This window comes from Glutamicibacter sp. NPDC087831, assembly GCF_044742845.1.
In the GTDB taxonomy this organism is placed as follows: domain Bacteria; phylum Actinomycetota; class Actinomycetes; order Actinomycetales; family Micrococcaceae; genus Glutamicibacter.
In genome coordinates this window covers 81,713-108,679 of record NZ_JBIUVH010000006.1, presented here as the reverse complement: position 1 = coordinate 108,679, position 26,967 = coordinate 81,713, and the positions used below count along the sequence as shown (strand labels likewise).

Here is a 26,967-nt window from a genome sequence, read left to right as displayed (position 1 = left end):
CCAGCAAGCGAAGTAGGCTGCTGCTAAGACATTTGGATGTCTTGGCAGCAGCCTTCCTCACGACGCGGCTCGACTAGTGGAAGAAGTGGCGTGCACCGGTGAAGTACATCGTGATGCCTGCTTCATTCGCTGCCGCGATGACTTCCTCATCGCGTACCGAGCCGCCCGGCTGCACAACAGCCTTGACGCCGGCATCGATGAGGATCTGCAGGCCGTCGGCGAATGGGAAGAAAGCATCCGAAGCGGCCACGGAGCCCACGGCACGCTGTTCCGAAGCAGCCGCGTCAGCGTTCTCTGCACCACCGGCGGCATCTGCGCCGGATTCGACCTTGACGCCCAGGGTGTTGGCGCGCTCCACGGCCAGCTTGCAGGAATCGATGCGGTTGACCTGGCCCATGCCAATGCCCACTGCAGCGCCGTCCTTGGCCAGCAGAATCGCGTTGGACTTCGCGGCGCGCACGGCGCTCCAAGCGAATTCCAGATCTGCCAAGGTAGCAGCGTCAGCAGCTTCACCGGCAGCAAGGGTCCAGTTCCCTGGCTTGTCGCCCTCGGCATCGATCTTGTCGCCGGCCTGGACCAGCATGCCACCGCTTACCTGGCGGAACTCGTTCTTGTTGCGGCCATAGCCATCTGGCAGGGCCAGCAGGCGGATGTTCTTCTTGGCCGAGAGGATCTGCACGGCTTCGGCCTCGAAGTCCGGGGCAATGACCACCTCGGTGAAGATGCCCTTGACGGTTTCTGCCATTTCCTTGGTGACCGTGCGGTTGGCGGCGATGACGCCGCCGAATGCGGACACCGGGTCGGTAGCGTGGGCCTTGCGGTGCGCATCAGCGATTGGATCTGCCGCGTCATCCGAAGCGACGGCCACACCGCAAGGGTTGGCGTGCTTGACCACAGCCACAGCCGGCTTCTCGAAGTCGTATGCGGCACGCAGTGCAGCATCTGCATCCACGTAGTTGTTGTAGCTCATTGGCTTGCCGTGCAGCTGATCAGCCTGGGCGATGCCGGCTGGAGCGGCTTCGTCAACGTAGAGCGCTGCCTGCTGGTGCGGGTTTTCGCCGTAGCGCAGCACATCGGCACGCTGCAGGGCCACGCCTGCGTAGGCTGGCCAGTCGATGACGCCGTCGCCGTCCTCATCCAGGAACTGGCTTGCGGTCCACGAAGCTACCGCGGTGTCATAGGCTGCGGTGTGAGCGTAGGCCTTGGCGGCCAGGCGCTGGCGGGTCTTCAGATCGAAGCCGCCCTCGGCTGCTGCGGAGATGACCTGCGGGTAGAAAACTGGATCAACCACGATGGAAACGGCGGCGTGGTTCTTCGCTGCCGAGCGGACCATGGCTGGGCCCCCGATATCGATCTGCTCGACAACTTCATCCTGCGAGGCACCCGAGGCGACGGTCTGCACGAAGGGGTACAAGTTCACCACTACCAGGTCGATCTGCTCGATATCCATCGAGGACAGGGTATCCATGTGCTCGGTGACGCGGCGGTCCGCAAGGATGCCGCCGTGGATGCGCGGGTGCAGGGTCTTGACGCGGCCATCGAGCATTTCAGGGGAACCGGTCACCTGCTCGACCTCGGTCACGGGAATTCCAGCGGCAGCGATCTTCTTGGCCGTGGAGCCGGTGGATACCAGCTGCACGCCTGCGGCGTGCAATCCAGCGGCCAGCTCCTCCAAGCCGGTCTTGTCATAGACGGAAATCAGTGCGCGACGGATAGCGACTTTGTCCAGCACGGTCTTACTCACGAAATTTTTCTCCCGGCGGTGAGAATGAATGGGGCGGGCAGCGCAGAGGCCACCGCCTTCATTCTAACCAAGGAAGGCACCGGAATTTCAGTTCGTGTCAAGCCCCTTCCGGCAATGAGGAAAGGTGCGGGAAATATGAAGAAAGCTGCTTGTCAGTCAGGCAAAGCTGCAGAAGTTTCTCTGCATGTTCTTCATCTGCGACATAGGCCACGAGATCTGCCTTGGTCCGTTCGCCCAACTCTTCGCGCAACGACCGGGCTACCGCAACCAGCGTGTGATAGTAGCGCTTGATAGTAGGTTCCCAGCCATCACGCGCTGCCAGTCCGGTCATCGCCTCGGACCATAGCGTGGCCGCGGGATCTTCGCATAAATCAATGGATGACCAGTGCCAATCGCTGGGTTCCCACTTATCCGAGTAGAAGCTCTCCTCGTCGCTGTCTTCCAGATCCGCTTCCAAGGAGGCCAAGACGTCGTCGAGATCTTCCCCGTCGGAATCCTCGTCATCCGGCTGGTCTTCGTCTTCATCATCGGAATCCGTGATCAGCAGCGAATCGTCTTCCAATGTGACGGTTTCAGGTTCAAGGCTTCCATCGCCTTCGGCATCGGGACGGTCCTCGTAATCGGCAGGCTCATCGGCGTCTTCACCGCGTTCCACCAATTGCTCGCGAGACTCCGTGAGGCGATCTCGTTCCAGGGCCTGCACCGAGTTCAAGGCCAGCAACGGCATGGCGATGCTTTCGCTTTCCTCGGTGCTGACTCCATGCAAGGCAATGGCATAGAAGTCCTGGTCGGGGTGTCCAGCTATCACTTCCGCTGCGTGTCGAAGGGCAGTCACCCGTATAGCCTCTTCGAGAGCGGTCCAATCTACTCCCATGTCCAGAGATTACCCCCTTGCCGGCGCAGACAACAGGCCTTGACGTGGCGGGAGAAGAAGCGTAGAGAGCTACACCTGGAACCTGGTTTTCGGCTATGCTTCACGCGGTACAAACCATTTCTGCTCGCACACCGAAAGGTGCACCACTGTGTCTTCCGCACCCCTGCCTTCTGGCACATCGATCGTGCAAGAGCTGCCGTTCAAATGGAAGGTGCAGGGCACCATTTTCATTATCGGCGGACTCGGCTTCATGTTCGATGCCTGGGACGTGACCCTCAACGGCGCGTTGATTCCATTGGTCGCCGAAGAGTGGGGGCTTGACCGTCCCACCGCGGCCTTGCTGGGCACTTCCAATCTGGTGGGCATGGCCGTGGGCGCCTTCCTCTGGGGCGGGATCGCCGACCGCTATGGACGCAAGAACGCCTTCAGCCTGACGCTTCTGATGTTCTCGCTATTCACCATCCTCGGCGCGCTGTCCCCGAATTTCGGCTTCTTCGTCGCCTTCCGCTTCCTGGCCGGCGTCGGCCTGGGAGGCTGCATCCCGGTGGACTATGCGCTCGTCGGCGAGTTCACCCCTGCCAAGCTGCGCGGACGCGTGCTCACCGCCATGGATGGCTGGTGGCCGGTGGGCGCGGCACTGTCCTTCTTCGTTTCGGGGTGGGTGATGGCCACCGCCGATAATTGGCGGCTGATCCTGGCGGTCATGATCCTGCCCGCGTTCATGGTGTACCTGGTACGGCGCTCCATGCCCGAATCCCCGCTGTTCTTGGCAGCCAAGGGCCGCGACGCCGAGGCCCGTGCGGTCATCGACCAGCTCGTGGAACGCACCGGGGCCACTGAGCGCGAGTACGTAATTGCACCTGTGGAATTGGAAAAGGCTCCGCGCTGGTGGGAGCAGGTCGCCTCGCTGTGGCGGTACTCCTGGAAGATCACCGCCACCAGCTGGCTGCTGTTCATGACCATTTTGCTGGTCTACTACCTGGCATTGACCTGGTTGCCATCGATTCTGACCGAGGCCGGAATGGCCCAGTCAGCGTCGTTCTTCGCTACCGCGGTGATGGCCCTGATGGGGCTGGTGGGCGTTATTCTGGCAGCATTGCTGGTGGAGCGGGTTGGCCGTAAATGGCTACTGGCGATCTCCGCGCCAATCTCAGGCATCGTGCTTGTGATCGTAGCCCAGAACCTGCATATCCCAGCGACCGCGATTGCCTGGGTGCTGGTCTTCGGCGTGGTGGTCCAGGTCGCTATTCCTGTGCTGTATGCCTACGTTTCCGAGCTGTACCCCACCGAATTGCGCGCCAGCGGTTTCGGCTGGGCCTCGACCATGTCCCGCTTTGCCGCCGGCTTCGGTCCCCTGCTTTTCGCGGCGCTGTGGCCAGTGGTCGGGCTGGGCTGGCTGTTTGCCGGCGCGACTGCGCTGGTGCTGGTAGCCGTCGTCTTCATGGCGCGATTCGCTCCAGAAACCCGCGGCATGAGTTTGGATTAAGGATCATCGGCCAGCGGCGAATGCCAGCACCTTCTGGTGCTGGCATTTGCTAGTCCTGCGTAGTTTGCGGGCGCAAGCCATCGCGCATGATCTGCACGATGCGGTCCTCCAAACCAGGCTGGCTCTTGCTGAAGGCCCGCGGCAGTGGACGGGTCATGGCCCCGATGGTGGCAATCAGTTCTATCTCCGTTACGTCTTTGCGGACCAAATTCGCGTTCTTGGCCAAGTCCAAGGCGGAGTGCAGGGACTGGCCGGCCTCTGCCTGGACCTCCAGAATGCGGGGGCTGATCTTCCGTGGCAATTGCAGCCCGAGCGCTTCGCTCAGTGCCCCGAGATTCTGCTGGACCAGCGTGCCAAGCAGAACTTCCCAAGCGTCCGTGTCACCGTCTCCAAGCCGCTGAACCGCTGATTGGGAGGCGATTCGGATATCCCCAAGCGTGCCGAGGGTGACTTCTTCAACCAGCGCATTCCGGTCAGCGAAGTTTCGATACAGTGTGCCGATGCCCACTCCGCTGGCCTCTGCAATAGTTTCCATCGCAATCTGGGCGCCGTGTTCTGCAAATAATTCACGAGCTGCTCGAAGGATGTTCTCACGTCGCCGAAGAGCATCTGAACGCATGAGTGGAATCCGATCTGAAGGAAATTCTGGCGCACGACTTGCCACCTGACGATTTCACGATAGCGGACAGGCAGTGCTCTGACGAAGCGGAAATCAACTTTCCAGAACGAAAAGTTTGCTCCCCGCGCCCGCGCCCAGCCATTCCGCATTTCCAGAAACCGTGCTATCCCTAGGATCTAGAACCTCAAGGCCAAGGAATCCTCGGATATGCGTTTTCAGCTCATCAGGCACGGACAAACCCCATCGAATGTTGCCGGGCAGCTTGATACCGCTTACCCGGGTGCCAGCCTCACTCCGCTGGGGCATCGCCAGGCTCGTGCCCTGCCGCAGGCATTCAGTGGCGGGCAGCTGCAGTCCATCTATGCCTCGACGCTGAACCGCACGCAGCTGACGGCCCGGCCATTGAGCGAATCCACCGGACAGAAGCTGCAGGTCATTGACGGCCTCGAGGAGATTTCAGCCGGGACCTTGGAGATGCAGGCCGACGAGGCCTCACGCTATGCCTACGGCATGTGCCTGCATTCGTGGATGCATGGCGACTGGGAGCAGAAGATGCCCGGCGGGCCGAACGGCTACGACTTCATTGAAAGATATTCCAAGGCCCTGGAAACCATCGCCCGGGCACAGGACTACTCCGGCACGGTCGCGGTATTCAGCCATGGTGCCGCCATTCGCGTTTTCAGCGCATGGGCTACGAAGATGGCGCCTGCCGATGCCGCAGAGCTGCATATCGAGAATACCGGTGGCTCCTTGCTGGAATTGGGCATCGGCGGAACGTGGGCCTTGGAACGGTGGAATCCAGAACCGCTCGGTGGCGACTTCGTTCGCGATGTTCTCACCGAGGACGTAACGGGTGGCGAGGACGGTATCCCCTGAGTACCCCGCTCCACCGGGGATCGCGAGTTGCACCAACTCAGCATCTATTTTTTCGGTAGTCTGGCAGGGGAGCTCATTTTCCGCTGAGCGCACAAACGGAAGGCCCTCATGCACGACGACATTTCCCTGACCACCGGACGCGTCCGCCGCGTTCTGACCGAACGTATCCTTCCAGCGATATATTCGGAAACCATGCCATTGGCCCTCTCCTGGCACGAATTGCCAGGAGAGCCGATAGCTCCTGCGCAGGGCCTTGCACTGGACTACCAGCCCACAGAGGTTGGTACACCGTGGGGCGCGGCCTGGGGCACCACATGGTTCCATTTGCAGGGCCAGGTTCCGGCGCATTGGGCCGGACGCCGGGTGGAAGCCGTGATTGATCTGGGATTTGACGTCAACATGACCGGCTTCCAGTGCGAGGGCCTGGTTTACCGGCCGGACGGCATCACCATCAAGGCGATCAACCCGCGCAACCAGTGGGTGCCCATTGCCGGTCAGGCCGAAGGCGATGAGGTCATCGACTTGTACCTGGAAGCGGCATCCAACCCGGTGCTGCTGGACTACCACCCGTTCCTCCCCACCGAGCAGGGCGATGTCCTTACCTCGTCTTCGCGCCGGCTGTACACCACCCGCCGCATGGACCTGGCGGTCTTTGAATCCGTAGTACACGAGTTGTCGCTGGATCTGGAAGTGCTGCTGGATCTGCAAGAGCAGCTGCCGGCCGGCCCGCGCAAGATGCAGATCCTGCAGGCCATGGACAACGCGTTGGACGTGCTCGACCTGCAGCGGATTACCGAGACCGCACAGGCCGCCCGCAAGGAGCTGGCAGCGGTCCTGGCCGCCCCAGCCGAGCACAGTGCTCACCAGATTTCCGCGATTGGCCACTCGCATATCGACTCGGCCTGGCTGTGGCCGCTGCGCGAAACCATCCGCAAGGTCTCCCGCACCTGCTCCTCGATGGTGGAGCTGCTGGGCGACGAGGAAGAATTCCTCTACGGCATGTCCAGCGCCCAGCAGTACAAGTGGCTCAAGACCCATCGCCCCGAGGTCTGGGATCGGGTGAAGAAGGCCATTGCCGACGGGCGCTTCCTGCCGCTGGGCGGCATGTGGGTCGAGTCCGATACCGTGATGCCCTCGGGCGAATCGCTGGTCCGCCAGTTCCTCTACGGCCAGAAATTCTTCCGCGACGAATTCGGCATCGCTTCAAAGGGCGTCTGGCTGCCCGATTCCTTCGGGTACTCCCCTGCCCTGCCCCAGCTGATGCGCCGTGCCGGCTTCGAATGGTTCTTCACCCAGAAGATCTCCTGGAACCAGCAGAACAAATTCCCGCACCACACCTTCGATTGGGAAGGCATCGACGGCTCGCGCGTGTTCAGCCACTTCCCGTCGATGGACACCTACAACTCGCAGCTCTCCGGGGAGGAAGTCGCCAAGGCCTCGCGCCAGTTCCGCGAAGCCCGGCTTGCCAACAACTCCATCGCACCGGTCGGCTGGGGCGATGGCGGCGGCGGCACCACCCGGGAAATGACCGGCAAAGCCAAGCGCCTGGCCAACCTGGAAGGCAGTGCCAAAGTCCGGTGGGAACACCCGAACGACTTCTTCGACCGGGCCAAGGCCGAGCTGCCCAACCCTCCGGTATGGGTGGGAGAGCTCTACCTGGAGCTGCACCGCGCCACGCTGACCAGCCAGCACCAGACCAAGTCGGGCAACCGCCGCACCGAGCAGCTGCTGGTCGAGGCCGAACTGTGGGCAGCCACCGCAGCCATCCGCACCGGGGCCGAATACCCGTACGAGCAGCTCGACGAACTGTGGGAAACCGTGCTGCTCCACCAGTTCCATGACATCCTGCCCGGCACCTCCATCGCCTGGGTGCACCGCGAAGTGGTGGCACGCTACGCCCAGGTCATCGAGCAGGCCGAAGCGCTGATCCGCGCCGCCCAGCAGCAGCTGGCTGGCGAAGGATCCACCCCTATTGCATTCAACGGTGCGGCGTTCACGCGCAATAACCTGGCCTTCGGCCAGGCCAGGGAAGTGGAAGCCGTTCCTGTTTCCGCGGTCCGGGCAACGGCAGCCGATGGCGGCTACATCCTGGATAACTCGGTCATCCGGGTGGCGGTCAATGCCCAGGGCCTGATTGCCTCCGCGGTGGATCTGGCTACCGGCCGTGAAACTATCGCCGAGGGCCAGGAAGCGAACCTGCTGCAATTGCACCAGGACTTCCCGAACATGTGGGACGCCTGGGACGTGGACAAGTACTACCGCAACCAGGTCACCGACCTGCGCGAGCTCGATAGCCTGGAGCTGTCATCGCGCGGGGACGGCAGCCAGGTCATCACGATTGCCCGCAGCTTCTCCAAATCCACGCTGGTCCAGGAACTATCGCTGGCGCCAGGCTCGCGGACCGTGCAGATCTCGCAGAGTACCGATTGGCATGAGGCAGAGAAATTCCTCAAGGTCGCCTTCCCGCTGGATATCCGTGCCGAGCATGCAATTGCCGAAACCCAGTTCGGCTACCACAAGCGCGCTACCCACGTGAATACCAGCTGGGAAGCGGCGAAGTTCGAAACTTCCATGCACCGCTTCGTGCTGGCCGAGGAACCCGGCTTCGGCGCGGCACTGGTCAATGATTCCATCTACGGATTCGATGTCACCCGCGATGCCAAGGACGCGGCCGTCACGACAACCATGCGCCTGTCATTGCTGCGAGCCCCGCGCTTCCCGGATCCTGAAACCGACCAAGGCCTGCGGGCCCACCGCTACGGTTTGGTCATCGGCGCGGACGTGGCCATGGCAACAGAAGCCGGCGCCTTGCTCAACAGCGCAGAGCGAGTCGTCCATGGCGCCCACGGCGTGGACCCGCTGGTATCGGTCACCGGTGAAGGCCTGGTGATTTCCAGCGTGAAGCTGGCTGCGGACCACTCCGGCGATTTGGTGGTGCGGGTCTATGAATCCCTGGGGCGCCGTGCCAGCGGCAGCCTGTTGGTCAACGCGCAGGCCTTGTCTGCAGCCACCGCGAGCCTGCTGGAAGATGAGCTGGCGGGGCAGGCCATCGAGCTTTCCGATGGTGCTGTGCCGCTGAAGCTGGGCGCTTTCGAAGTGCGCACCCTGCGCTTCGCCCTGGCCAGGTAACCGCGGGTTCCGGGGCTGGACCTTCGCACGCCATGGCGTGCGAAGGTCCAGCCCCGCTGCAATCCACGGTCCTGGCTTGCTGGAATCACTGGATCAGTCTCCCGTCCGGAGCAACCGCATACCAGACCCCGCCTACGCCCTGGCCGTTGGTATCACCGGGCTTGGCGTCCTAGCCGGGGAGGATTCCGCCGACCCCTACCAGGGCGATGGCTCATAGTCCTTGAGGAAGCAGCCATACAGGTCAATGCCGCGTTCCCCGTCAACGATCGGCTGGTACACCCGGGCCGCGCCATCAATCAGGTCCAAGGGGGCGTGCCATCCGTCGGCAACTTTCCGGACCTTCGCATCATGCGGGCGCTCATCGGTGATCCACCCGGTGTCCACCGCGCTCATGAGGATCCGGTCGGTCTTCAGCATCTCTTCCGCGCTGGTGCGGGTGAGCATGTTCAGCGAGGCCTTGGCCATATTGGTGTGCGGGTGCCCGGCCCCCTTGTAGCGGCGGGAGAACTGGCCTTCCATCGCCGAGACGTTCACGATGTACTTGCGCCGGGCCCCGCTGGCGGCCAAGGCCGGGCGCAGCCGCGAAGCGAGCAGGAACGGGGCGGTGACATTGCACAACTGCACTTCGAGCATTTCCAGGGCATCAACATCACCCAGGATCTGCGTCCAGGAATTATCCGTCACCACGTCCGGGATCAAGCCCCCGGCATCGATTGCGGTTCCCGCTGCGATTCGTTCCAGCGATGCGGAGCCGGCCCTCATGGCCAGATCGGCCAGCTGCTGCGAATCGTAGCTTTCCGATGCCGCCGGGGCCAGCAGGGCTGATTCTTCCAGGCGGAAGGCACTGGCCAGGGCCTTGGGATGCTCGGAGGGCGGGTTCGCTTCGCCCCACAGCTCCGGTCCCCCGTTGCCAGGCAGCAACTGCGCGGTCAGGGGCTGCTGCTCGGATTCGACCAGATGCTGGTAGGAGTTGGCCGTGCGCCGCACGGTCTGGGCGGCGTTGTTGATCAGGATATCGAGCGGTCCTTCGGCAGCGACGCGGTCGGCCAGGGAGATGACCTGTGCCGGGTCGCGCAAGTCGATGCCGGCAATGCGCAGCCGGTGCATCCATTCGGCACTGTCCTCCAGTGCCGCGAAGCGCCGTGCGGCGTCCTTGGGAAAACGCGTGGTGATGGTGGTGTGGGCTCCATCGCGCAGCAGCCGCAGCGCGATGTGCATGCCGATTTTGGCTCGCCCGCCGGTCAGCAAGGCGCGCTTGCCGCCCAGGTCCGCGCGCGCGTCTCTGCGTTCGCGTCCCTGTGCGGCGCAGTCAGGGCAAAGATAATGGTGGAAGGCATCCACGGTGGTGTAGCGCTGCTTGCAGATGTAGCAGCCACGCGGCTTGCGGAATTCCCCGGCGCTTGCGCTTCCGGTTGAACTGCTCAGGTCCAGGCCGAGGGTATCGTCATCCAGCCGTTGCGGCGAGCCGGTGGCGGTGCGCTCGATCACTGCCCTGTCCGCGGCACTGATCTCGGCACGCTTTTGGGACTTGCGGTAGCGCTTGGCCGCCTTGAACATATTGCTGGTGGCCCTGCGCACGGCAATGTGCCGTTCATCCTCGGGATCCAGCTGGTGCACCACCGACAGGACCTTCAAAGCGGCGGATAGTTCTGCTTCGGTAAACAGTTCGGTTTCTGGTGCCTGCAAAGGCAGCGGCGTAGGTTCAGTCATCTCCCCACCAATTTTACGCGGTGGGCAGCGCCCTATTTTCCCTTGGCGAGATCGGCGAGCGTGGCAATGAGCAGGCGGCGCTCGACGAGCTTGATGCGCTCATGCAGCGATTCCTCGGTGTCGTGCTCTTCAATCGGCACGGCTTCCTGGCGCAGGATCGGACCGGTATCAACACCGGCATCGGCAATGTGCACGGTGCAGCCGGTGACCTTCACGCCGTAGGCCAGCGCATCGCGCACGCCGTGGGCGCCCGGGAAGGACGGCAACAGCGCAGGGTGGGTGTTGATGTAGGTGCCGTCGAAGGCGTTGATGAATTCCTCGCCGACGATGCGCATGAAACCGGAGGAGACAACATAGTCCGGGGCGTAGGACAAGCACTTTCCGGTGAGCGCATGGTTCCATTCGCCGCGATCCGCGTAGTCCTTGAAGTTCACGACGAACGTTTCGATTCCGGCTTCAGCCGAACGCTGCACGCCGTAGGTGCCGTGCTTATCCGCTCCCACGGCCGCAATCTCGACATTGTCCAGCTGGCCGTCGGCCACTGCGTCGATGACTGCCTGGAGATTAGAACCGGTACCTGAAACCAAAACCACAATGCGCATGAATTCAATTCTACGGTTCGCCGGGGCCGGCGCTTCATCCCGGACGCAATGTTGCATGGCGTTTCGATCCGCAAGCCTTTTCCCGGCACCGTTGTCGCGCGCCGGCCCTAAACTGGCCTTGAGAGTTCCATTCGAAGTGGAGATGCTGATGAGCCAGATAGTTCCCGACGGCAAGGACTGGACCGTTGTCCTGGAGGCGGTGTGCGCGCAGTGCGCCGTCGATGTGCGCGGCATCTCGCCCGGCGATGCCATGACCCAGCTTCCGGTGTGCGTGGACCGCTATATCGAGGTGCTCGCGCGCCCCGATGCCCAGACCCGCACGAACCCTGCCCGCTGGAGCGACCAGGAGTACGTGGCCCACGTCGCCGAAATGCTGCAGGTGATGGCCGGGCGCCTGGACCTGATGCTTGAGCACGATGACCCGACGTTCCCCAACTGGGACCAGGACCGGGCCGCCGTTGAGGGAAACTACAATTCGCTGCCTGCAGGGCAGGTCGCCGAGCTGTTGCGAGAAAGCGCCGCCCGCTACGCCGCGAAGCTGTCGAGCATCGACCCGGCGCAGTATTCCCGCCGCGGCCTGCGCTCGAACGGTGCCGCGTTTACCATTGAAACGCTGAATCAGTATGCCTGGCATGACGTCATGCATCATCTGTGGGATCTGGCTCCGCAGACCAGCTAGGCGCGCCCGACACAAACGAAGGGGCCAAATGGCAGGTGCACTGCCCTTTGGCTAGACTTCTTGGCGTACGCGCGAAAACAGTTCTACATAAGGAGCCAGGCAGTCATGCCCAAGGCATATTTCGGGAAAATTTCTGCACTGGCTTTCACCGGGCTGCTGTCCTTGACCGCGTGTTCTGCCGGGATTCCGGAGACCGGTGAATCCGCTGCTCCAGTCCCATCGGCTGAAGAATACATGCCGCTTCTGGTGCAAACGCAGGATGATGATGACAAGCTTCCCGAAGGCTTTGAGGATACCGAGTCCTACGACGCGGAAACCCGCCACCTGCTGGCCACCTCGGACTTCGGCAGGCACTACGTCGCAGTAGGCAGCGAAGGCCAGCTGTGCATGATCGCCGTTCCCAAGCCCGTGGAAGAAGATGGCGATTACGAGATCGCCGGGACCACCTGCCCGACGATGGATTATGTGGTCCAGAACGGTATTCCGCTCAAGGTCGATGGCGGTGAAAACAGCTTCAAGACCGTCACCTACCTGATGCCGGCTGGCATCAGCGACGTGACGGTGGAGAACTCCATCTCCGAGCTTCGCGCCGAGCATCCCGAACTTGAAGCCGAGGATATCCAGGTAGTTGCCGAGAATGATTCGGTGCTGCTGGTGATGGAGGAGTCGACTGCCAGTGCGCTGGGGACGATCACCATCACCCGCCCCGATGGCAATCCGCTGGTCCTGGCCAGCCTGACCTAGGCCAACAGCGGCAAGCCTCTAGCCTTCGAGTACCGGGTCGGTCTCGAACAGCGGGGCAATCAGGTAGCCGATCGCGGTGCCCACACCGATTTGCAGTGCCAAGGCACCTGCGGTCGCCCACATGTTCGGGCCGATCTCAACCAGTCGCCCAATGGCCAGGGAGCCGGATGACAGCCAGGAACCGATCAGGCTCAGCAGCCCGCAGACAATGCCGGTGAAGACCGCCAAGGACGCGGTCGATGCCGCCAGCGACAGGGCATTGAACGGAATGCGACGGGCAAACCAGTCTTCGAGGTGGTTCTCGCCCACACGCAAGAAGTACCAGCCGGCCACGATGCCCGCGGCCACGGGAATCAGCAGGAACAGCCATTGATGGGCCATCTCGCCTGAAGGAAGTGAAGCCAGCATCGGAATCGACGGCAGCGGACCCACCGTGGTTTCCAAGGTGGACAGGGTGCTGCCGGTACCGATGCTGAAACCGCCGCCGCTGATCCAGGACAAGACCCAGAACACTGCGTTCGGGATGAAGGACAACTGCACCGTGGTCAGCGCGGCCGAGCCGATCGGGCCGGGGCGCAGCTCCTGCGACACGTTGGCGACGTCGGTCCAGTGCACGCCCAGGTTGATGGCCAGCAGCAATCCGGAGATTCCCACGGCAGCGACATAGCCGAGGAACCCGGCCACGATCACATGCCATACGTAGGATCCGGCCCAGCGGCGATGCGGTGAGATCCGCTGGATATAGGCGGCCGTATCGACACCGAAAAGGCGAGCCCAGGAGCCTGCTTCGCGCCGCGCGCCAATGATCAGGCCCACGAGCGCGATGATCAGCGGAATGAAGGTCGCCGCGATGATATTGACCCGCGCATGCGCGTTATTGGCGAGGAACCCGATACCGGTACCGATGGCCCCGTAGGCCACGAAGGCGCCGAGCAGCCCTTGCCAGAGCTGGTCGGTGTAGGAAGCGCGAGCGATGCGCCGTCCTGCACGCAAGCAGAACAAGAACGGCAACAGCGATAGTCCCAACGGGATCAGCGTGACCCATCCGGTCACTGAACTGGGGTCAGCTTCGGGGCCGAGATTCAGGATCTCCACCGGCACGCCGTGGATAAGCAGCCAAATGAGGCCGCCGAACTGCAAGATGGCCTCAAACGAGTCTTCGAGGAAGCCTCCGCTGAAATAGACGGCGACCAGCGGCAGGGTGATCAGGGCAAGGCAAAAGACCACGGATTGCAGTATCTCGAAGACCCCCTGCAACGCCAGGGGCATTGGCCAGCCGTTGCGCAGGCGCAACATCACTGCCTTCATGGGTTTCTTTTCGCGGCTCATCATCTTCAATGTTGCCATCATTGGCGCCGACCGGCCTCGATCGACGCGCAATGATGACCTGAAGGGTTGCCTAGAACACTGGGCTAATAGCTGTCCGGAGCAGCGCTTTGGGCCTCGGAATTGAAGCTTGCAGCCAGTGCTTCGGTGGCACGCGCCAGCAGTGCCACGTCGGCACCCACGCCGACGTAATCCGCGCCGGCGGCCATGTATTCGCGGGCGCTCTTCTGGTCGAAGGCGTTGACCCCGGCATACTTGCCTGCGGCCTTGGCGGCATTGATGGACTTGATCACCGCAGCGACCACGTCCGGGTGGCTCTGCTGGCCGATGACGCCCATGGAGGCGGCCAGGTCCGATGGACCGATGAAAATCCCGTCAACACCTTCGGTGGCAACGATTTCCTCGACGTTCCGCACCGCTTCATCCGCTTCGATTTGAACCATGATGGTGATGGTCTCATCAGCGCGGGTCAGGTACTCGGGGATGCGGTTCCAGCGAGCCGAGCGGGCCAGGGCGGAACCGACACCGCGTACGCCCTTGGGCGGGTACTGGCAGGAGGCGACGGCAGCGGCGGCTTGCTGGGCATCATTGACCATCGGGATGATCAGCGACTGCACGCCCAGGTCCAGGAACTGCTTGATCACCACCGGATCGTTGACCGCAGGGCGGACCACTGGAACGACCGGGTAGCTGCGCACGGCCTGCAGCTGGGCCAAAATGTTCTGCAGGTCGTTGGGCGAATGCTCGCCATCGATGAACAACCAATCGAACCCTGCACCTGCGCAGATTTCAGCGATCAGCGGGGAAGCTGAACAGACCCAGATGCCTGCCAACGAGTGGTCGGCGTCCTTGAGCGCATCCTTCAGCGACGGATCCGCTTCTACTCGAAATGACATGTCACAGTTCCTAGCGGTCCGTAATCGGCAAAGACGGTATCCCCTGCATTGACCCACATCGGGCGGGTGAAGGATCCGGCCAGGATGATTTCCCCGGCCTTGAGCTTGTCGCCGTGCGGGGCAATCTTGTTGGCGAGCCAGTACACGCCAGCGGCAGGGTGGTTCAGCACACCGGCTGCGACGCCGGTTTCTTCGACGGTCTGGTTCTTGAACAAGATCCCGGAGACCCAACGCAAATCGATGTTCTCCGGCTTGACCGGGTTGCCGCCGATCACCATGGCACCCATGGCGGCGTTGTCGCTGATGGTATCCACAATGGTGCGGCCTTCCATCTCCACGCGGGCATCGAGGATTTCCAAAGCGGGGATGACGTATTCGGTAGCTTCGAGCACATCGAAAATGTTCGCCCGCGGGCCTTCGATGTCCTTCTTGAGCTTGAAGGCCAGCTCCATCTCCACGCGGGCACCGGTGAAGTCTTCCCACTTCAGCTTCGCGCCGGAGTCGTAGACCATGTCATCGAAGATGATTCCGTAGTCAGGCTCGGTGATTCCGGTAGCCATCTGCATGGCGCGGGAGGTCAGCCCGATCTTGCGGCCGACCAGCACGCGGCCAGCGGCTTCGGAGCGCTGGCGCCACAGGTTCTGGACCCGGTAGGAATCTTCTACCGTCATTTCTGGATAGCGTGCGGTCAGACGCGGCACGGGAGTCCGTGTCTCGCCGGCCTGGACCAGCTCATCGGCAATGGCCGTGATTGTTTCCTCGGATAGCATCGACGGCTACACCTTTCACTACTGTTCAAACCTCTTGGGGCTGCCGCCATCTCGAAGAGATGACTTAGCTCACGGTTCTTGATCGTACCGAGGTTCGAGATTGAAGGCACATCGTACTAACATTCTGCTCGACTTTTCGTGGTCCTTCGGGCTCCTTTTCGCAAAAGATTTGGCCCACCGCCATGCGCCCCGGTGCGGGTGCATGGCCGTGGGCCCAACCTGGCGGAACGGCCGACTCAGGATCCGGATTTGAGGTTTGCCAGCAACGCTTCGAAGGGCAGTGAGGAGAGTTCATCATCGGGGTCGGCGAATTCGCTGACCGAGGGAGCGACGGAACGGGTATCCCCCAAATCCGCATCAGCGGAGAATTCCCCTTCGTTCAGGGACAGCGCCAGGGCGACTTCTCGCGCAACCCGGCGAGCGCGATCTGCCAGCGTGCCAGTCAGCCCCTGTCCCCCGAAGTCTTCCGAAGCCGCGAAAACCGTTGTCGGCATGATCTGCGCCCTGAGGTAGGAGAAGATCGGACGCATGGCGTAGTCAACCGCGAGCTGGTGCCGCTGGGTTCCCGCGGTGGCAGCGAGCACGACCGGTTTTCCGTTGAGCGATTTAGGGTCCAGGATATCGAGGAAGGACTTGAAGAGGCCTGAGACCGAGGCCGTGAAGACCGGGGTGACGGCAACGAGCACGTCGGCATTCACCACTGCGTCGATAACTTTTTGCAGGCCCGGGGCGGCGAAACCGGTCAGCATATTATTAGTGATTTCACCAGCATGCTCACGCAGTTCGATATTGCTCACGTCGGCTTGCAGGCCGGCGGCAGCTAGCTGCGCGGCAATATTCTCTCCGATTTGCTGGCCCAGCAGCGAGGAGCTCGATGGGGTTCCCAGCCCACCGCTGATGACGACTACTGACTTGCTCACTGTTCTTGCCTTTCACTATTTATATGCGTATGCATGTATCAACAGCGGGGGCGCCGGACGTATTCCCGGCATCGGCAGATCTTTTCGCCTCGTCGGCTCAATTCGGTTTTTCACTATTGTGACGGTCGCAATCTTATTGATAATATCTGCATATGAGCACTCCGAAGCCACAGACCGAGAATCAGCGCGCGATTGAAGATGGCGTCCGCACTGACTTCAAAAACACGATGTCCTACGGCGGCTACCTTGATCTGGAACGCATCCTGTCAGCGCAGCATCCGGTCAGCGTTCCCGAGCACCACGATGAAATGCTCTTCATCATCCAGCACCAGACCAGCGAACTGTGGCTCAAGCTCATGCTCCATGAACTCCTCGAAGCACGCCGCCTGCTGGGCCTCGATGACTTCGGCAAGGCCCTGAAATGCCTTGCCCGGGTAAAGCACATCCAGAAGACCCTGACCGAGCAGTGGTCGGTCCTGGCGACCTTGACGCCGCGCGAATATGCACAGTTCCGCGACTTCCTCGGCTCCTCCTCCGGTTTCCAGTCCTTCCAGTACCGCGCCGTGGAGTTCATTCTGGGCAACAAGCATGAAGGCATGCTCAAGGTCCACGAGGCAGATCCAAAGGCCCACGAGCTACTGTCCAAACTGCTTCACGAGCCAGGTCTCTACGATGTGTTCCTGGCGGCCTTGTCCCGCCACGGTTACGACATTCCCGAAGAAGTGCTTGCACGGGACGTCACCAAGCCTTGGGCATTCCAGGAGGCACTGGTGCCAATATTCAAGGATATCTACGAGTCCGAGGACACCCGCTGGGGCTTCTACCAAGCCTGCGAGGACCTGGTAGACGTCGAGGACAACTTCCAGGCATGGCGCTTCCGCCACATGCGCGTTGTCCAGCGCACCATCGGATTCAAGCGCGGCACCGGTGGCTCCTCGGGCGTTGACTTCCTCAAACGCGCCCTGGACCTGACCTTTTTCCCAGAGCTGTTCGCGGTGCGTACCGAAATTGGCAAGTAGCACCTCCCTCACGGCTCTGAGCCTCGATGATTTCGAGGCGAGATGCGGAAGCGCCACCTCGATTATCCGCACGATTACCGGCCTTTATATACGGCATGAGAAAACTCCGGTGGCGCGCACCAGAATAGTGGAACTGGCACATGCTGCCGGAGTTTCGGTCCCTGCGGCGCAAACCGCCATCTCCCGACTGATTGACCGGGAAGTGCTGGAAGCAGCGCAATCTTCCACCTTGCGCGTTTCGAGCGCGGCGCAACAGATGTTCGAACGTGGCACCAGAAGAATATTCACCCCGCGCCAAATGTCAGGCAGCGATCCCTGGTGCCTGGTGGCCTACTCGCTGCCGGAGACCTTGCGCTCCCTGCGCCACCAGGTACGCAAGCATTTCGTGCAGCTTGGCGGCGGCACGCTCGGCTCCGGATTATGGATTTTCCCCGAGTACCTGCGAGAGGAAGTATCGGCGGTGCTCAATGCCCTGGGAGCCAGGGAACACGCGACGCTTTTTACCGCCCAGCAACCATACTTCCCCGGAACACCGCAGCAGGCTGCCGGGCAGTGGTGGGATCTTGAGCGCCTGGGCACGTTGCATCGAGCGTTCCTGGAGAGCACCGCTTCCCTGGATTCCAGCGACATTGCTCCGCCCAGTGCTTATCGGGGGTATGTCACGATGGTCGATTCATGGCGTGCTCTGCCCTACCTTGACCCCGGCTTGCCGGAGTTCATGCTGCCCGCCCACTGGCCTGGCGATGAGAGCAGGGAACGTTTCTTGGCACTGTCCACCGCATTCCAGGAATCGGCCTTGCTCTTCGCACGCTCGCTTCTGGCTTCCTAGTTCCAGACTGGTTCATCTTCTCCATACGGAGCAGGCGGACCAGGGTAGTCCAGCCCCTGGCCTGCCATGCTGAAGGGCGGCGGGACATACTCAAGGGTGCCGAAAGTACTTTCCACCCGCTTCAGCCGCACGCCACCGTCGAATTGAGCGGGGCGTTGCGGGGCGTCGAAGGCGAACAGCGCATGAGCGGTCCGAGCCAAGGAGAATCGCACCGACCCGGTACGCCCTTGGACACTGCGCGCCCGAACCAAAGCGATGATGGCAGCAGCGAGCCCGTAGCCAGTGGCGTGGTCCAAAGCCTGCACCGGCAATGCGCCCGGTGATTGCCCGTTACCACGGTAAGCCTCCGAGATGCCGGTGGCAGCTTGCACGATACTGTCGAACCCGCGCCGTTGGGCCCAGGGTCCTTCGAAGCCCCACGCACCTAATTCAGCAACAACGAGCTGCGGGTACCGCTGGGCTAATTCATCCCCGCCAAGCCCTGCCTTGGCCAAAGCCCCGGGGCGATAGCCCAAGAGGACGGCATCAGCATCCTGCAGTAGTTCGTGGATCCGCGCCCGCCCTGCTGCGTTTTTCAAATCCAGCAGCGTGCTGCGCTTGCCGAATCCGGTATCAACATATTGCCAAGGCAATTCGGGGAGCAGCGGTCCGTCCACGCGCAAGACCTGGGCGCCAAGTGCTGCCAACGCCCTGGTTGCGGTGGGGCCAGCGATGACCCGTGTGAGGTCCAGAACCTTCAACCCTCGAAGGGGCATTGCTGCACGCGGGTCAAATTTCCAGACCGGAGCCGAACCTGTTGGGCGCATGCGGAATTGAGCCCAGTGCCCGCTGCCGGCCGCTTGGCCCTCTGCCGAGCTGAGCCACTGTTGACGGGATCGCACCTGCGCGGCTATTCCACCAGCGGCAATAATGCGTTCTTGGGCATCGTGGGCACAAAGGCTTGCCACTGCGTCGGCGATGTCAATCCCCGAAGATGTTCCCAATGCAGAGTGGAGCGAGCGTTCATGGTGAGGGTAATTCGCGTGGGTTCTGATCCAGCCGTCGGCCGTTCGGTAGAATCCCGAATATCGAGCAAAACCTTGTGGTTTCTGCCCCGCGATGCGCAAGTGGGCAGAGGACGCGAAGGCAGCTGCGATATCCGGCGTCGCCGTGGCGAGCCATGGTGAGGCAGCGGCAAGATCATTAAGGGCGGAACATACCAAGCCAACGGATCGAGCTGCGAGCTTCTCCGCGTTCAAAGGACCAGCCCACCAAACCGCGGGCCCAGTAACAGGGCAATCACCTGCCGTCTCGAGCAATCGGTGTGCGGTAAACCCCGAACCCAGGATATGGCCCTCGGCCACGCGCTCATCTTCGGAATGCAGCATGAACCTCAGCCTATACTCGGAAAATCACCACTTCGATCCAGGCAGTCGGTAAACGGAAAACCCGCGTCGCGTAAAAATACACGACGCGGGTTATCTGAAGCTCTGCGGAATTAGTTGGCTGGAACGTTCAGGGTCTGCCCGACCATGATCAGGTCTGGGTTGCTCAGCTGGTCGTCATTCAAGACGAACAGGCCACGCCAGTCCTTGACGCCAAGCTGGTCGGCAACCTTAGCCAAGGTGTCGCCGGACTTGACGGTGTAGTCCTTGCCCGAATCGGTCACGTCAATGTTGAACACTGGTGCCTTTGGAGCTGGAGCTGCGTGCTTTGGAGCTGCCTGCTGCTTAGGAGCCTGCTTCTGGACCGGAGCTGCCTGCTGCTTAGGAGCGGCCTGCTGCTTAGGAGCGGCCTGCTGCTTAGGAGCGGCCTGCTGCTTTGGTGCTGCCTGCTGCTGAGGAGCCTGCTTCTGCGGAGTCGCGGAACCCGAAGGGGAACCGCTAATGCCCAGCTTTGCGGTACATGCTGGCCATGCGCCCCAACCCTGGGATGCCTGGACCTTGGTTGCAACGCGAATCTGCTCGGCCTTCGAAGCCTGGTGAGGCATGCCCGAACCGCCAAACGCCTTCCAAGTGGACAGCGAGAACTGCAGGCCACCGTAGTAGCCATTGCCGGTGTTGATGGACCAGTTGCCACCGGACTCGCACTGAGCCAGCTTGTCCCAGGTGCCTGCGGCATTAGCTGGTGCGGAAGCTGCAACGATTGCGGTGCCGGCAACTGCAACGGCGGCCAGCGAGGCTCCACCGCGGCGGATCAAGTTCTTGGTCTTCTGCTGGATCATGATTCTCCAGTTGCTCTTCCCGCGCTCAGGTCTTCCTAGACCATCCTCGTGCACCACTCAGCGTCGCATTTCGACTTTGATTAAATACTGCCCTGGTGAGTGGTTTGGAAGTCCCGGCAGTACCTGTTTCCCCATAACACTGCGAGTGTTATCGAAACGTTATGAATGACCATAACGCACCAACCCACCACCCTCGCAACTCAGGAAACGGTCAGAAACCCCGTAAATACAGGTCAATTGGCCAGAAAAAAATTTTGAATCGGGTCGGAAAATCACCATGATCCCCATATCAAGCAACGAAAATGTTACTTTCCAAAAGTGGAGATTATCCAGCTCGCTGTGATATAGCTTGCAATACATTTCTGGGCCGTGCCCAGCTCCCTTCAAGGTTGCATTCCGCCTTCGCCAAAGCTGGAATAGCTGCGTCCTAAACCCAAGGCGTCGGGCAATCCGAAGGGGCAATTTTTCTCCGGCAGACGGCCTTTTCCTCGCTACCACCTGCAAGGCCTCCCGGGCGATGGACACACCGCGACGTTCAAGCGACAGGACAGCTGAATTGCCCTGAGGTAATTTGTTTCAAGAAGCCAGCGCTGTAGGTTTGATTTCATCAGTCAGACAGGGGAACTCAATGCCAGTACGAGGCAGCACAAGCAAAGACCGATTCATGGAATCCTTGACCTGCTACCCCCGGGCCCTGCGGGAATTCTTTCGCAACGATGGACTAGACGTTGCAGCTTCCCTGTCCTATTTCATGGTTCTTGCCATGTTCCCCGGATTACTGGCATTGATCTCGCTCCTGTCTTTGGCCGGTGCCAGCGAAAGCGGCACCAAATGGATTATGGAGCTGCTAGAGCAGAGCCTCGCCCCGAACGGACAATCTGCAAGTAGCGACTCCCAGCAATTGCTCGACACGGCCGAACAGTTGCTCGCTGGCTTGGCATCCCAAGCTAGCGGAACGTTCTGGGCAATCCTGGCCGGTTCACTCGGCGCGCTGTGGAGTACATCTGGATATGTCACGGCATTCAGCCGCGCGTTGAACCGGCTGTATGGGGCACCGGAAGGCCGCCCCCAGTGGAAACGCCGTCCTCAGATGTTCCTGATTACCGTGCTGATCATGCTGGTTGCCGTCGTGACCCTGGTGCTGCTGCTCGCTTCTGGCTCCGTCGCCCGCGGAATCGGCAATATTATTGGCATGGGCGACAGCTTTGTGCTCGTGCTGAATATCGCCAAGCCGCCATTGATGCTCATTATGCTGCTCCTGGTTCTAGCCTTGCTTTACTACTTCACCCCCAACGTCAAGCCAACGAAATTCCGCTGGTTCTCGCCCGGCACACTGACAGCTCTGGTGATCCTGGGACTGTCGGTATTCGGTTTCAGTATTTATGTTTCGCAGTTCGCCAGCTACTCCGCCACCTACGGAACCATTGGCGGCGTGATCATCTTGATTCTTGCTTGCTGGATCAGCAACATCGCTTTGCTCCTCGGAGCCTTGGTGGATATCGAATTCATCCGCCTCCGCCAGCTTCGCACGGGCATGCCTGCCATAGATGACGTACTTCTTCCACTGCGTGATGACACTTTGGTAGCCAAGCAGGAATTGGCAACATACAAGGATCTCGTCCAGGCCCAGGAAATCCGTATCAAGCACGGTGGCGACCCGCTGCAAGATATGGAGAGGGATCCATCCACGAAGCTTAAGCGCAAGACGAAGTTGCTCCCCATGGGGCTGGTTGCCGTGGCGGCCTGGACCGCTAGCCGCATGAAAACCAAACGCGATCTGCGCAGGGGCTCAGAATAGTCCCGACAAGCTCTGCAGTGCCCACCACAGGCCGCCGGAACCCAGAACAAGAATCACCACAACCCACAATGAAGCGAAGGTCCGGGTAGCCTCGGCGATCAGGTACGCATCGGACTGGGCGATATCGTGGCGTCTCCAAACATGTACCGAAAGAAGCTTGACGAAGTCTTTTAGGCCAGCCAGCAGCAAGAACCCGGCGATAAGCAAAGCCAGGTACAGGTACGCTTCGACCGGCGCAAAGAAGACCACTGCCAATGCCACGAGTGCACTAATAGTGCACACAATAAAGGCCGGCCAATTTCGGACAAAGATCAGCGCCAACAGGAACAGCAACGCGTAGATGCCGAGCGCCCGCCCGGAATAGCCCGTGGATATGCCCCACAGCATCAAAGCTGAAACCCATATCGGTGCGGGGTACCCGAAAATCCCGGAGATGATGACAGAAATCTTGCCCCGTCCAATGCTCCGCACTTCTCCGGAATGATCCCAGCCCAGCCGCAAGCCAGCCACGTATCTGCCCGTGAATAAGGCCGCGATGATATGGCCGAGCTCATGAATCAGCGTGGAGTACAAGCCGGTGATCCGCCAGACCGGACGAGGGACCACCAATAGCAGGATCAAGAACGCAACGATCAGCCACTGCCACTGGTTCAGGGCCACGTTCACCGGCTGCGAGAGCCGCTCCCAGGCCTGGGCAATATCTAGATTCATTCCTGCTCCTCATCGGCGTTCGGTATTACTCATTCTTGCAAGCCCCATCGGCCACAAAGTGACCGGCGAGTGCATTTCCCGACTTTCTGGGAAACATCACAGGTGACGGGCATAGTCTGCAAAGCGGAACACTGTGCCGTATATCTGGAGGAGTCTCATGTCTCGCATCGTTTCAACCGCCTTGGCCACCACCGGTTTAGTGGGCGGTTACGCTACCGGTCGTGCCACCAAGAAGCGCCCGCTGGCTGCCGTTGTGCTCGGTGCTGCAGGTGCCGGCGCCTTCCTGCTTTGGAAGAAAGATGCTGGAACCGCTAAAGCCATTGCCTTGATCAGCGCCTATCTCGGAGGCTTCGGCGCTTCGCATCCGCTGGCCAAGAAAATCGGTGCGTGGCCAGCGGTGAACTCGGTGACTGCCGGCGTTGCCATTCTCTCGCTCGTTCTTGGCGGCCCCAAGAAGAACAAAGACGAGCTGTCCTAAGCGGCATCAGCGAATCTGTCGGGGTCTGGTGCTACGTTGACTAGGTAGGAAACAAGTCAACGAAAGGCCCAGGCCCCGTGTTCTTTCTAGATGATGCGTTCATCTTCTCAGCGAGTGACCTGTCAGTCTCCGTTGACTGCAATTACCAGTCCCTGTACCTGCTGGACGTGAAACTCGGCCTGCGTCCCAAGCCTGACAAGGCACGAGACGAGATGCTGGAACGAACAGCGGTGCTCGGCGACGCCCATGAGCAGAACGTCCTCAAAGACCTGATAGCTGCCTATGGCGAATACGACCCGGTGACGGGAACCGGCGTCAAGCAATTCACTGATCGCCCGCAGATGTCTGCGGCCGGTCTTCGGGCAGCCCACGAGGCGACCATGCACGTGCTTCGCAACGGCGCCGATGTCATTTTCCAGGCCACCTTCTTCGATGGGGCTTTCATTGGCTTTGCCGACTTCCTGGTCCGCCAGGAGGACGGCACCTGGGCCGTATGGGATACCAAGCTCGCCCGCCATGCAAGGGTCAGCGCCCTGCTCCAGATCGCAGCCTACGCGGATCAGATGCTGGCAGAAGGGCTCCCCGTGTCCACCTCGGCAACGCTGGTCCTCGGCGACGGGACGCATTCGGTGCATCGGGTTGACGAAGTGCTGCCAGTCTTCCGGGCCCAGCGTGAACGATTCGTGAAGATGGTGCAGGAACACCGTGCGGCCAACCAGCCAGTTCGGTGGAACTCCGATGAACTGCGCTTATGCGGCCGTTGCGATTATTGCGAAGAGCAGGCCCAGGAAACCCGCGACCTGCTATTGGTCGCTGGCATGTCCATGGTGCAGCGAGAAAAACTTCGCGCCCGCGGCATTTCCACCATTGACCAGCTCGCCGGGCTAGAGGATGGACCAGGCACCTCGCTGCACCGTGCCGCGGAGCAGGCCAGAATGCAGCTGGGGCTGGCCCAGAGCGATGGCATGGTCCACGGCGTCTCCTACCGGGTGAAGAACGAAGGCCCGATCTCTTCGCTGCCGCGGCCTGATCAAGGCGACATCTTCTTCGATTTCGAGGGCGACCCGCTCTACCAGGAACCTTCCGACGGCTCCTGGGGCCTGGAATACCTCTTCGGCGTCATCGAATATGACACCGGGGTGCCGGTGTTCAAACCCTTCTGGGCGCATAGCCGCGCCGAAGAACGCCAAGCCTTCCTGGACTTCATTGCCTATGTCGAAGAACGCCGCCAGCGGTTCCCGCGCATGAAGGTCTACCACTATGCGCCCTATGAGAAAACTGCCCTGCGCAAGCTCTCGCAGGTGCATATTGCCGGTGAGGACGAAGTCGACCAGTGGCTGCGTGAGAACCTGCTTATCGATCTCTACGAGACCGTGCGTAACGCCCTGGTGGTTTCCACCCGCTCATACTCCATCAAGAAGCTTGAACCGTTGTACATGGGAGAGCACCTTCGCTCCGGGGATGTCACCGATGCCGGAGCATCGGTGGTCGCCTATGCCCAGTACATGCTGGCGCGGGATTCGAAGAACGACGGGGCCGCTGAAGCGATCCTCGAGTCGATTGCCGATTACAACGAGTACGACTGCCTTTCCACTTTGCGCTTGCGGGATTGGCTGCTTTCGCTCAGCGATGAGGCGCCTGGCACCCTGCCGGATATGCCTGAGCCAGGCCCGGCCGCAGACGAATACGAGCCCACCGCCGAAGAGCTTCGGCTGCAAAACTACCTTGCGCAGCTTCCCCACGCCCACGCGCTGAGCAACGATGACCGCGCGATCGCGATGGTCGCCGCTGCGACCGGTTACAACCGGCGTGAAAAGAAGCAGTTCTGGTGGGAACACTTCGACCGCTTGTCCGCGCCAATGGATGATTGGAGCGACGCCCGGGGAGTGTTCATTGTGGACACTGCGGAAGTACTCGAGGATTGGCATAAGGCCACCCCTCGGGCGCGCACCTCTACGCGCGTGACGAGATTGCAGGGAACCTTGGCGGAAGGATCCCTGCTCTCCCCCGGCTCATCAGTGTTCGCCATGTTTGATGCTCCGTTGCCTGAAGGCATGGCCGTTGACGACTCCGTGCGCGGCGGCGCATTCAACGCCACCGTAGTCGAGCTCGGCCCGGGCTGGATTACCATTGCGGAGAAAACCAGCGGCAAGATCCCTGCCTACGGTGCCCATCCATGCGCATTGGCTCCGGATAAGCCGTTGGCGACGATGAGCATCGATGCAGCGCTCAAGGAGATCGCCCAGCGGGTGGGCTCCACCGTACCGGTGCTTCCGGAACGGCCGGGCATCGACATCCTGCGGCGGATTCCGCCACGCCTGAAAACCCTTGCGGCACCGGTGGAACCAGCCCTGGTTGATGGCCAGGCGCAGATCTATCCTGCCGTGGTCGAGACGTTGAAGGATCTTGATAATTCCTATCTTGCGGTACAAGGCCCTCCGGGGACCGGCAAGACCTTCGTCGCTTCGCATGTGATCCGTGAACTCGTTGATTACGGATGGAAGATTGGCGTGGTTGCCCAGTCCCATGCAGTAGTTGAAAACGTCCTGCGGAAAGCGGTGGAGGCCGGGGTCGATCCCGAGGCAGTAGCCAAGGAAGTCAAGCACGATGATCCGGTCCCCTGGGCCGGCACGTCCAAGGATTCCTTGACTGAAGTTCTCCACGCATCGGGCGGCGGGCTCATTGGAGGTACTGCCTGGACGCTGACCGGTTCGAAAGTCCCCGCGGATAGCCTGGATTTGCTGGTGATCGATGAGGCCGGGCAGTTCTCACTGGCCAATACCTTGGCGGTTTCACGAGCAGCCCGCAATTTGCTGCTGCTCGGTGATCCCCAGCAGTTGCCCCAGGTCACCCAGGGCACTCATCCTCAGCCGGTGGACGAATCGGCGCTCGGCTGGCTTTCCGGCGGCGAACCAGTGCTGCCAGCCGAATTGGGGTACTTCCTGGCAGCTTCATGGCGAATGCATCCAGCGCTTTGCGCCAAGGTTTCGGCATTGAGCTATGACCACCAGCTGTTCTCGGCAGACGCCGCCGGGTTGCGGCAGCTCGAAGGCACACCGGCCGGGGTCGAGACGGTGTTCGTTGAACATCGAGGCAATACGGTCAGCAGCGCCGAAGAAGCCGGGGCTATTGTCCGATTGGTCCGCGAGCATCTGGGGATGATGTGGAGTCCGGGGGCAGGCATGCCTGCCCATCCATTGGGCGCCGCTGACATCCTGGTAGTTGCTGCCTACAATGCCCAGGTAAATCTGGTGCGCGATGTCCTCGAAGCTGAAGGGCTATCGGCGGTCAAGGTGGGAACGGTTGACAAGTTCCAGGGACAGGAAGCACCAGTTGTGCTGATGACCATGGCATGTTCCAGCGCCACCGATGCATCGCGTGGCATCGAATTCCTGCTTAACCGCAATCGCATCAACGTTGCGATTTCCCGCGGCCAATGGAAGGCCATCATCGTGCGCAGCGAAAGGCTCACCGATTATCTGCCTTCCAACCCATCGGCGCTCTCGCAGCTCGGTGCCTTCATGGCTTTGTAGCTTGATGATGGATTGGCCCGG

22 protein-coding genes and 1 pseudogene are annotated in these 26,967 nt (G+C 61.1%); 10 read left to right on the top strand and 13 right to left on the bottom strand.

The annotated features are described in order from the left end of the window. Positions 1-73 precede the first annotated feature (73 nt). Complete coding sequence (gene purH / locus ACIOJF_RS16725) at positions 74-1,744, bottom strand: bifunctional phosphoribosylaminoimidazolecarboxamide formyltransferase/IMP cyclohydrolase (protein WP_133833188.1); 1,671 nt, start codon at positions 1,742-1,744, stop codon at positions 74-76. Positions 1,745-1,841: 97 nt separating this feature from the next. Beyond that, positions 1,842-2,579, bottom strand: a complete 738-nt coding sequence (locus ACIOJF_RS16720) for a hypothetical protein (RefSeq protein ID WP_146112913.1) — start codon at positions 2,577-2,579, stop codon at positions 1,842-1,844. Positions 2,580-2,766: 187 nt separating this feature from the next. Between ACIOJF_RS16720 and ACIOJF_RS16715 the strand changes: the two genes are divergently transcribed. After that, complete coding sequence (locus ACIOJF_RS16715) at positions 2,767-4,104, top strand: MFS transporter (protein WP_402741922.1); 1,338 nt, start codon at positions 2,767-2,769, stop codon at positions 4,102-4,104. A gap of 49 nt (positions 4,105-4,153) precedes the next feature. Here ACIOJF_RS16715 and ACIOJF_RS16710 read toward each other — a convergent pair whose 3' ends face one another. Then, complete coding sequence (locus tag ACIOJF_RS16710) at positions 4,154-4,723, bottom strand: TetR/AcrR family transcriptional regulator (RefSeq protein ID WP_402741921.1); 570 nt, start codon at positions 4,721-4,723, stop codon at positions 4,154-4,156. A gap of 207 nt (positions 4,724-4,930) precedes the next feature. Between ACIOJF_RS16710 and ACIOJF_RS16705 the strand changes: the two genes are divergently transcribed. Continuing rightward, a complete protein-coding gene (locus ACIOJF_RS16705; protein WP_402741920.1) occupies positions 4,931-5,599 on the top strand; it encodes a histidine phosphatase family protein in 669 nt (222 codons plus the stop codon). A 108-nt stretch (positions 5,600-5,707) separates the two neighbouring features. Then, positions 5,708-8,728 carry an alpha-mannosidase gene (locus ACIOJF_RS16700; RefSeq protein ID WP_402741919.1) on the top strand — a complete coding sequence of 1,007 codons (3,021 nt, stop codon included), beginning with the start codon at positions 5,708-5,710 and terminating at the stop codon, positions 8,726-8,728. Between the two features lie 85 nt (positions 8,729-8,813). On the opposite strand, the pseudogene ACIOJF_RS16695 reads toward ACIOJF_RS16700, so the two are convergent. The 3 genes and pseudogenes from ACIOJF_RS16695 to purN all read right to left on the bottom strand — a co-directional run. After that, positions 8,814-8,894, bottom strand: a pseudogene (locus tag ACIOJF_RS16695) (hypothetical protein); the annotation flags it as partial. A 29-nt stretch (positions 8,895-8,923) separates the two neighbouring features. After that, positions 8,924-10,438, bottom strand: coding sequence for an SDR family NAD(P)-dependent oxidoreductase (locus ACIOJF_RS16690; protein WP_402741918.1), 1,515 nt, complete (start codon positions 10,436-10,438; stop codon positions 8,924-8,926). Between the two features lie 32 nt (positions 10,439-10,470). Beyond that, entirely contained in the window at positions 10,471-11,040 is a 570-nt protein-coding gene (purN, locus tag ACIOJF_RS16685; RefSeq protein WP_133833195.1) for a phosphoribosylglycinamide formyltransferase, read from the bottom strand. 148 nt (positions 11,041-11,188) lie between these two features. Between purN and ACIOJF_RS16680 the strand changes: the two genes are divergently transcribed. Continuing rightward, positions 11,189-11,719, top strand: a complete 531-nt coding sequence (locus ACIOJF_RS16680; RefSeq protein ID WP_402741917.1) for a DinB family protein — start codon at positions 11,189-11,191, stop codon at positions 11,717-11,719. 105 nt (positions 11,720-11,824) lie between these two features. Further along, positions 11,825-12,463: a hypothetical protein gene (locus ACIOJF_RS16675; RefSeq protein ID WP_402741916.1), complete on the top strand. Its 639-nt coding sequence runs from the start codon at positions 11,825-11,827 to the stop codon at positions 12,461-12,463. A gap of 18 nt (positions 12,464-12,481) precedes the next feature. Here the strand turns inward: ACIOJF_RS16675 and ACIOJF_RS16670 are convergent, their stop codons facing one another. From ACIOJF_RS16670 to ACIOJF_RS16655, 4 genes are all read right to left on the bottom strand, one after another. After that, complete coding sequence (locus tag ACIOJF_RS16670) at positions 12,482-13,813, bottom strand: DUF6350 family protein (protein ID WP_286172070.1); 1,332 nt, start codon at positions 13,811-13,813, stop codon at positions 12,482-12,484. Between the two features lie 62 nt (positions 13,814-13,875). Continuing rightward, positions 13,876-14,685: an aldolase/citrate lyase family protein gene (locus tag ACIOJF_RS16665; protein WP_105657358.1), complete on the bottom strand. Its 810-nt coding sequence runs from the start codon at positions 14,683-14,685 to the stop codon at positions 13,876-13,878. Then, positions 14,670-15,455: a 2-oxo-hept-4-ene-1,7-dioate hydratase gene (hpaH, locus tag ACIOJF_RS16660; protein WP_105657357.1), complete on the bottom strand. Its 786-nt coding sequence runs from the start codon at positions 15,453-15,455 to the stop codon at positions 14,670-14,672. Before hpaH ends, ACIOJF_RS16665 begins: the two co-directional genes overlap by 16 nt. Before the next feature lie 236 nt (positions 15,456-15,691). Further along, positions 15,692-16,375, bottom strand: a complete 684-nt coding sequence (locus ACIOJF_RS16655; protein ID WP_402741915.1) for a CE1759 family FMN reductase — start codon at positions 16,373-16,375, stop codon at positions 15,692-15,694. A 152-nt stretch (positions 16,376-16,527) separates the two neighbouring features. Here ACIOJF_RS16655 and kynA point away from each other — a divergent pair, with 152 nt between their 5' ends. Then, the gene (gene kynA / locus ACIOJF_RS16650; RefSeq protein ID WP_400343604.1) at positions 16,528-17,394 is read left to right on the top strand and encodes a tryptophan 2,3-dioxygenase; all 867 of its coding nucleotides are present in this window, start codon (positions 16,528-16,530) and stop codon (positions 17,392-17,394) included. Positions 17,395-17,503: 109 nt separating this feature from the next. Then, entirely contained in the window at positions 17,504-18,223 is a 720-nt protein-coding gene (locus ACIOJF_RS16645) for a PaaX family transcriptional regulator C-terminal domain-containing protein (RefSeq protein ID WP_400343605.1), read from the top strand. Here the strand turns inward: ACIOJF_RS16645 and ACIOJF_RS16640 are convergent. Together ACIOJF_RS16640 and ACIOJF_RS16635 are read right to left on the bottom strand one after the other, a co-directional pair. Further along, positions 18,220-19,104, bottom strand: coding sequence for a CoA transferase (locus tag ACIOJF_RS16640; protein ID WP_402741914.1), 885 nt, complete (start codon positions 19,102-19,104; stop codon positions 18,220-18,222). The two genes, ACIOJF_RS16645 and ACIOJF_RS16640, sit on opposite strands and share 4 nt — an antisense overlap. Before the next feature lie 596 nt (positions 19,105-19,700). Further along, positions 19,701-20,426 (bottom strand): transglycosylase family protein, encoded by a 726-nt coding sequence (locus ACIOJF_RS16635; RefSeq protein WP_105657352.1) that lies wholly within the window; start codon positions 20,424-20,426, stop codon positions 19,701-19,703. A gap of 571 nt (positions 20,427-20,997) precedes the next feature. Between ACIOJF_RS16635 and ACIOJF_RS16630 the strand changes: the two genes are divergently transcribed. Further along, the gene (locus ACIOJF_RS16630; RefSeq protein ID WP_402741913.1) at positions 20,998-22,224 is read left to right on the top strand and encodes a YihY/virulence factor BrkB family protein; all 1,227 of its coding nucleotides are present in this window, start codon (positions 20,998-21,000) and stop codon (positions 22,222-22,224) included. Here ACIOJF_RS16630 and ACIOJF_RS16625 read toward each other — a convergent pair. Next, positions 22,216-22,935, bottom strand: a complete 720-nt coding sequence (locus ACIOJF_RS16625) for a M50 family metallopeptidase (RefSeq protein WP_105657350.1) — start codon at positions 22,933-22,935, stop codon at positions 22,216-22,218. The two genes, ACIOJF_RS16630 and ACIOJF_RS16625, sit on opposite strands and share 9 nt — an antisense overlap. A gap of 157 nt (positions 22,936-23,092) precedes the next feature. Between ACIOJF_RS16625 and ACIOJF_RS16620 the strand changes: the two genes are divergently transcribed. After that, entirely contained in the window at positions 23,093-23,413 is a 321-nt protein-coding gene (locus ACIOJF_RS16620) for a hypothetical protein (RefSeq protein WP_105661629.1), read from the top strand. A gap of 77 nt (positions 23,414-23,490) precedes the next feature. Next, positions 23,491-26,946: a TM0106 family RecB-like putative nuclease gene (locus ACIOJF_RS16615; protein ID WP_402741912.1), complete on the top strand. Its 3,456-nt coding sequence runs from the start codon at positions 23,491-23,493 to the stop codon at positions 26,944-26,946. Positions 26,947-26,967 lie beyond the last annotated feature (21 nt).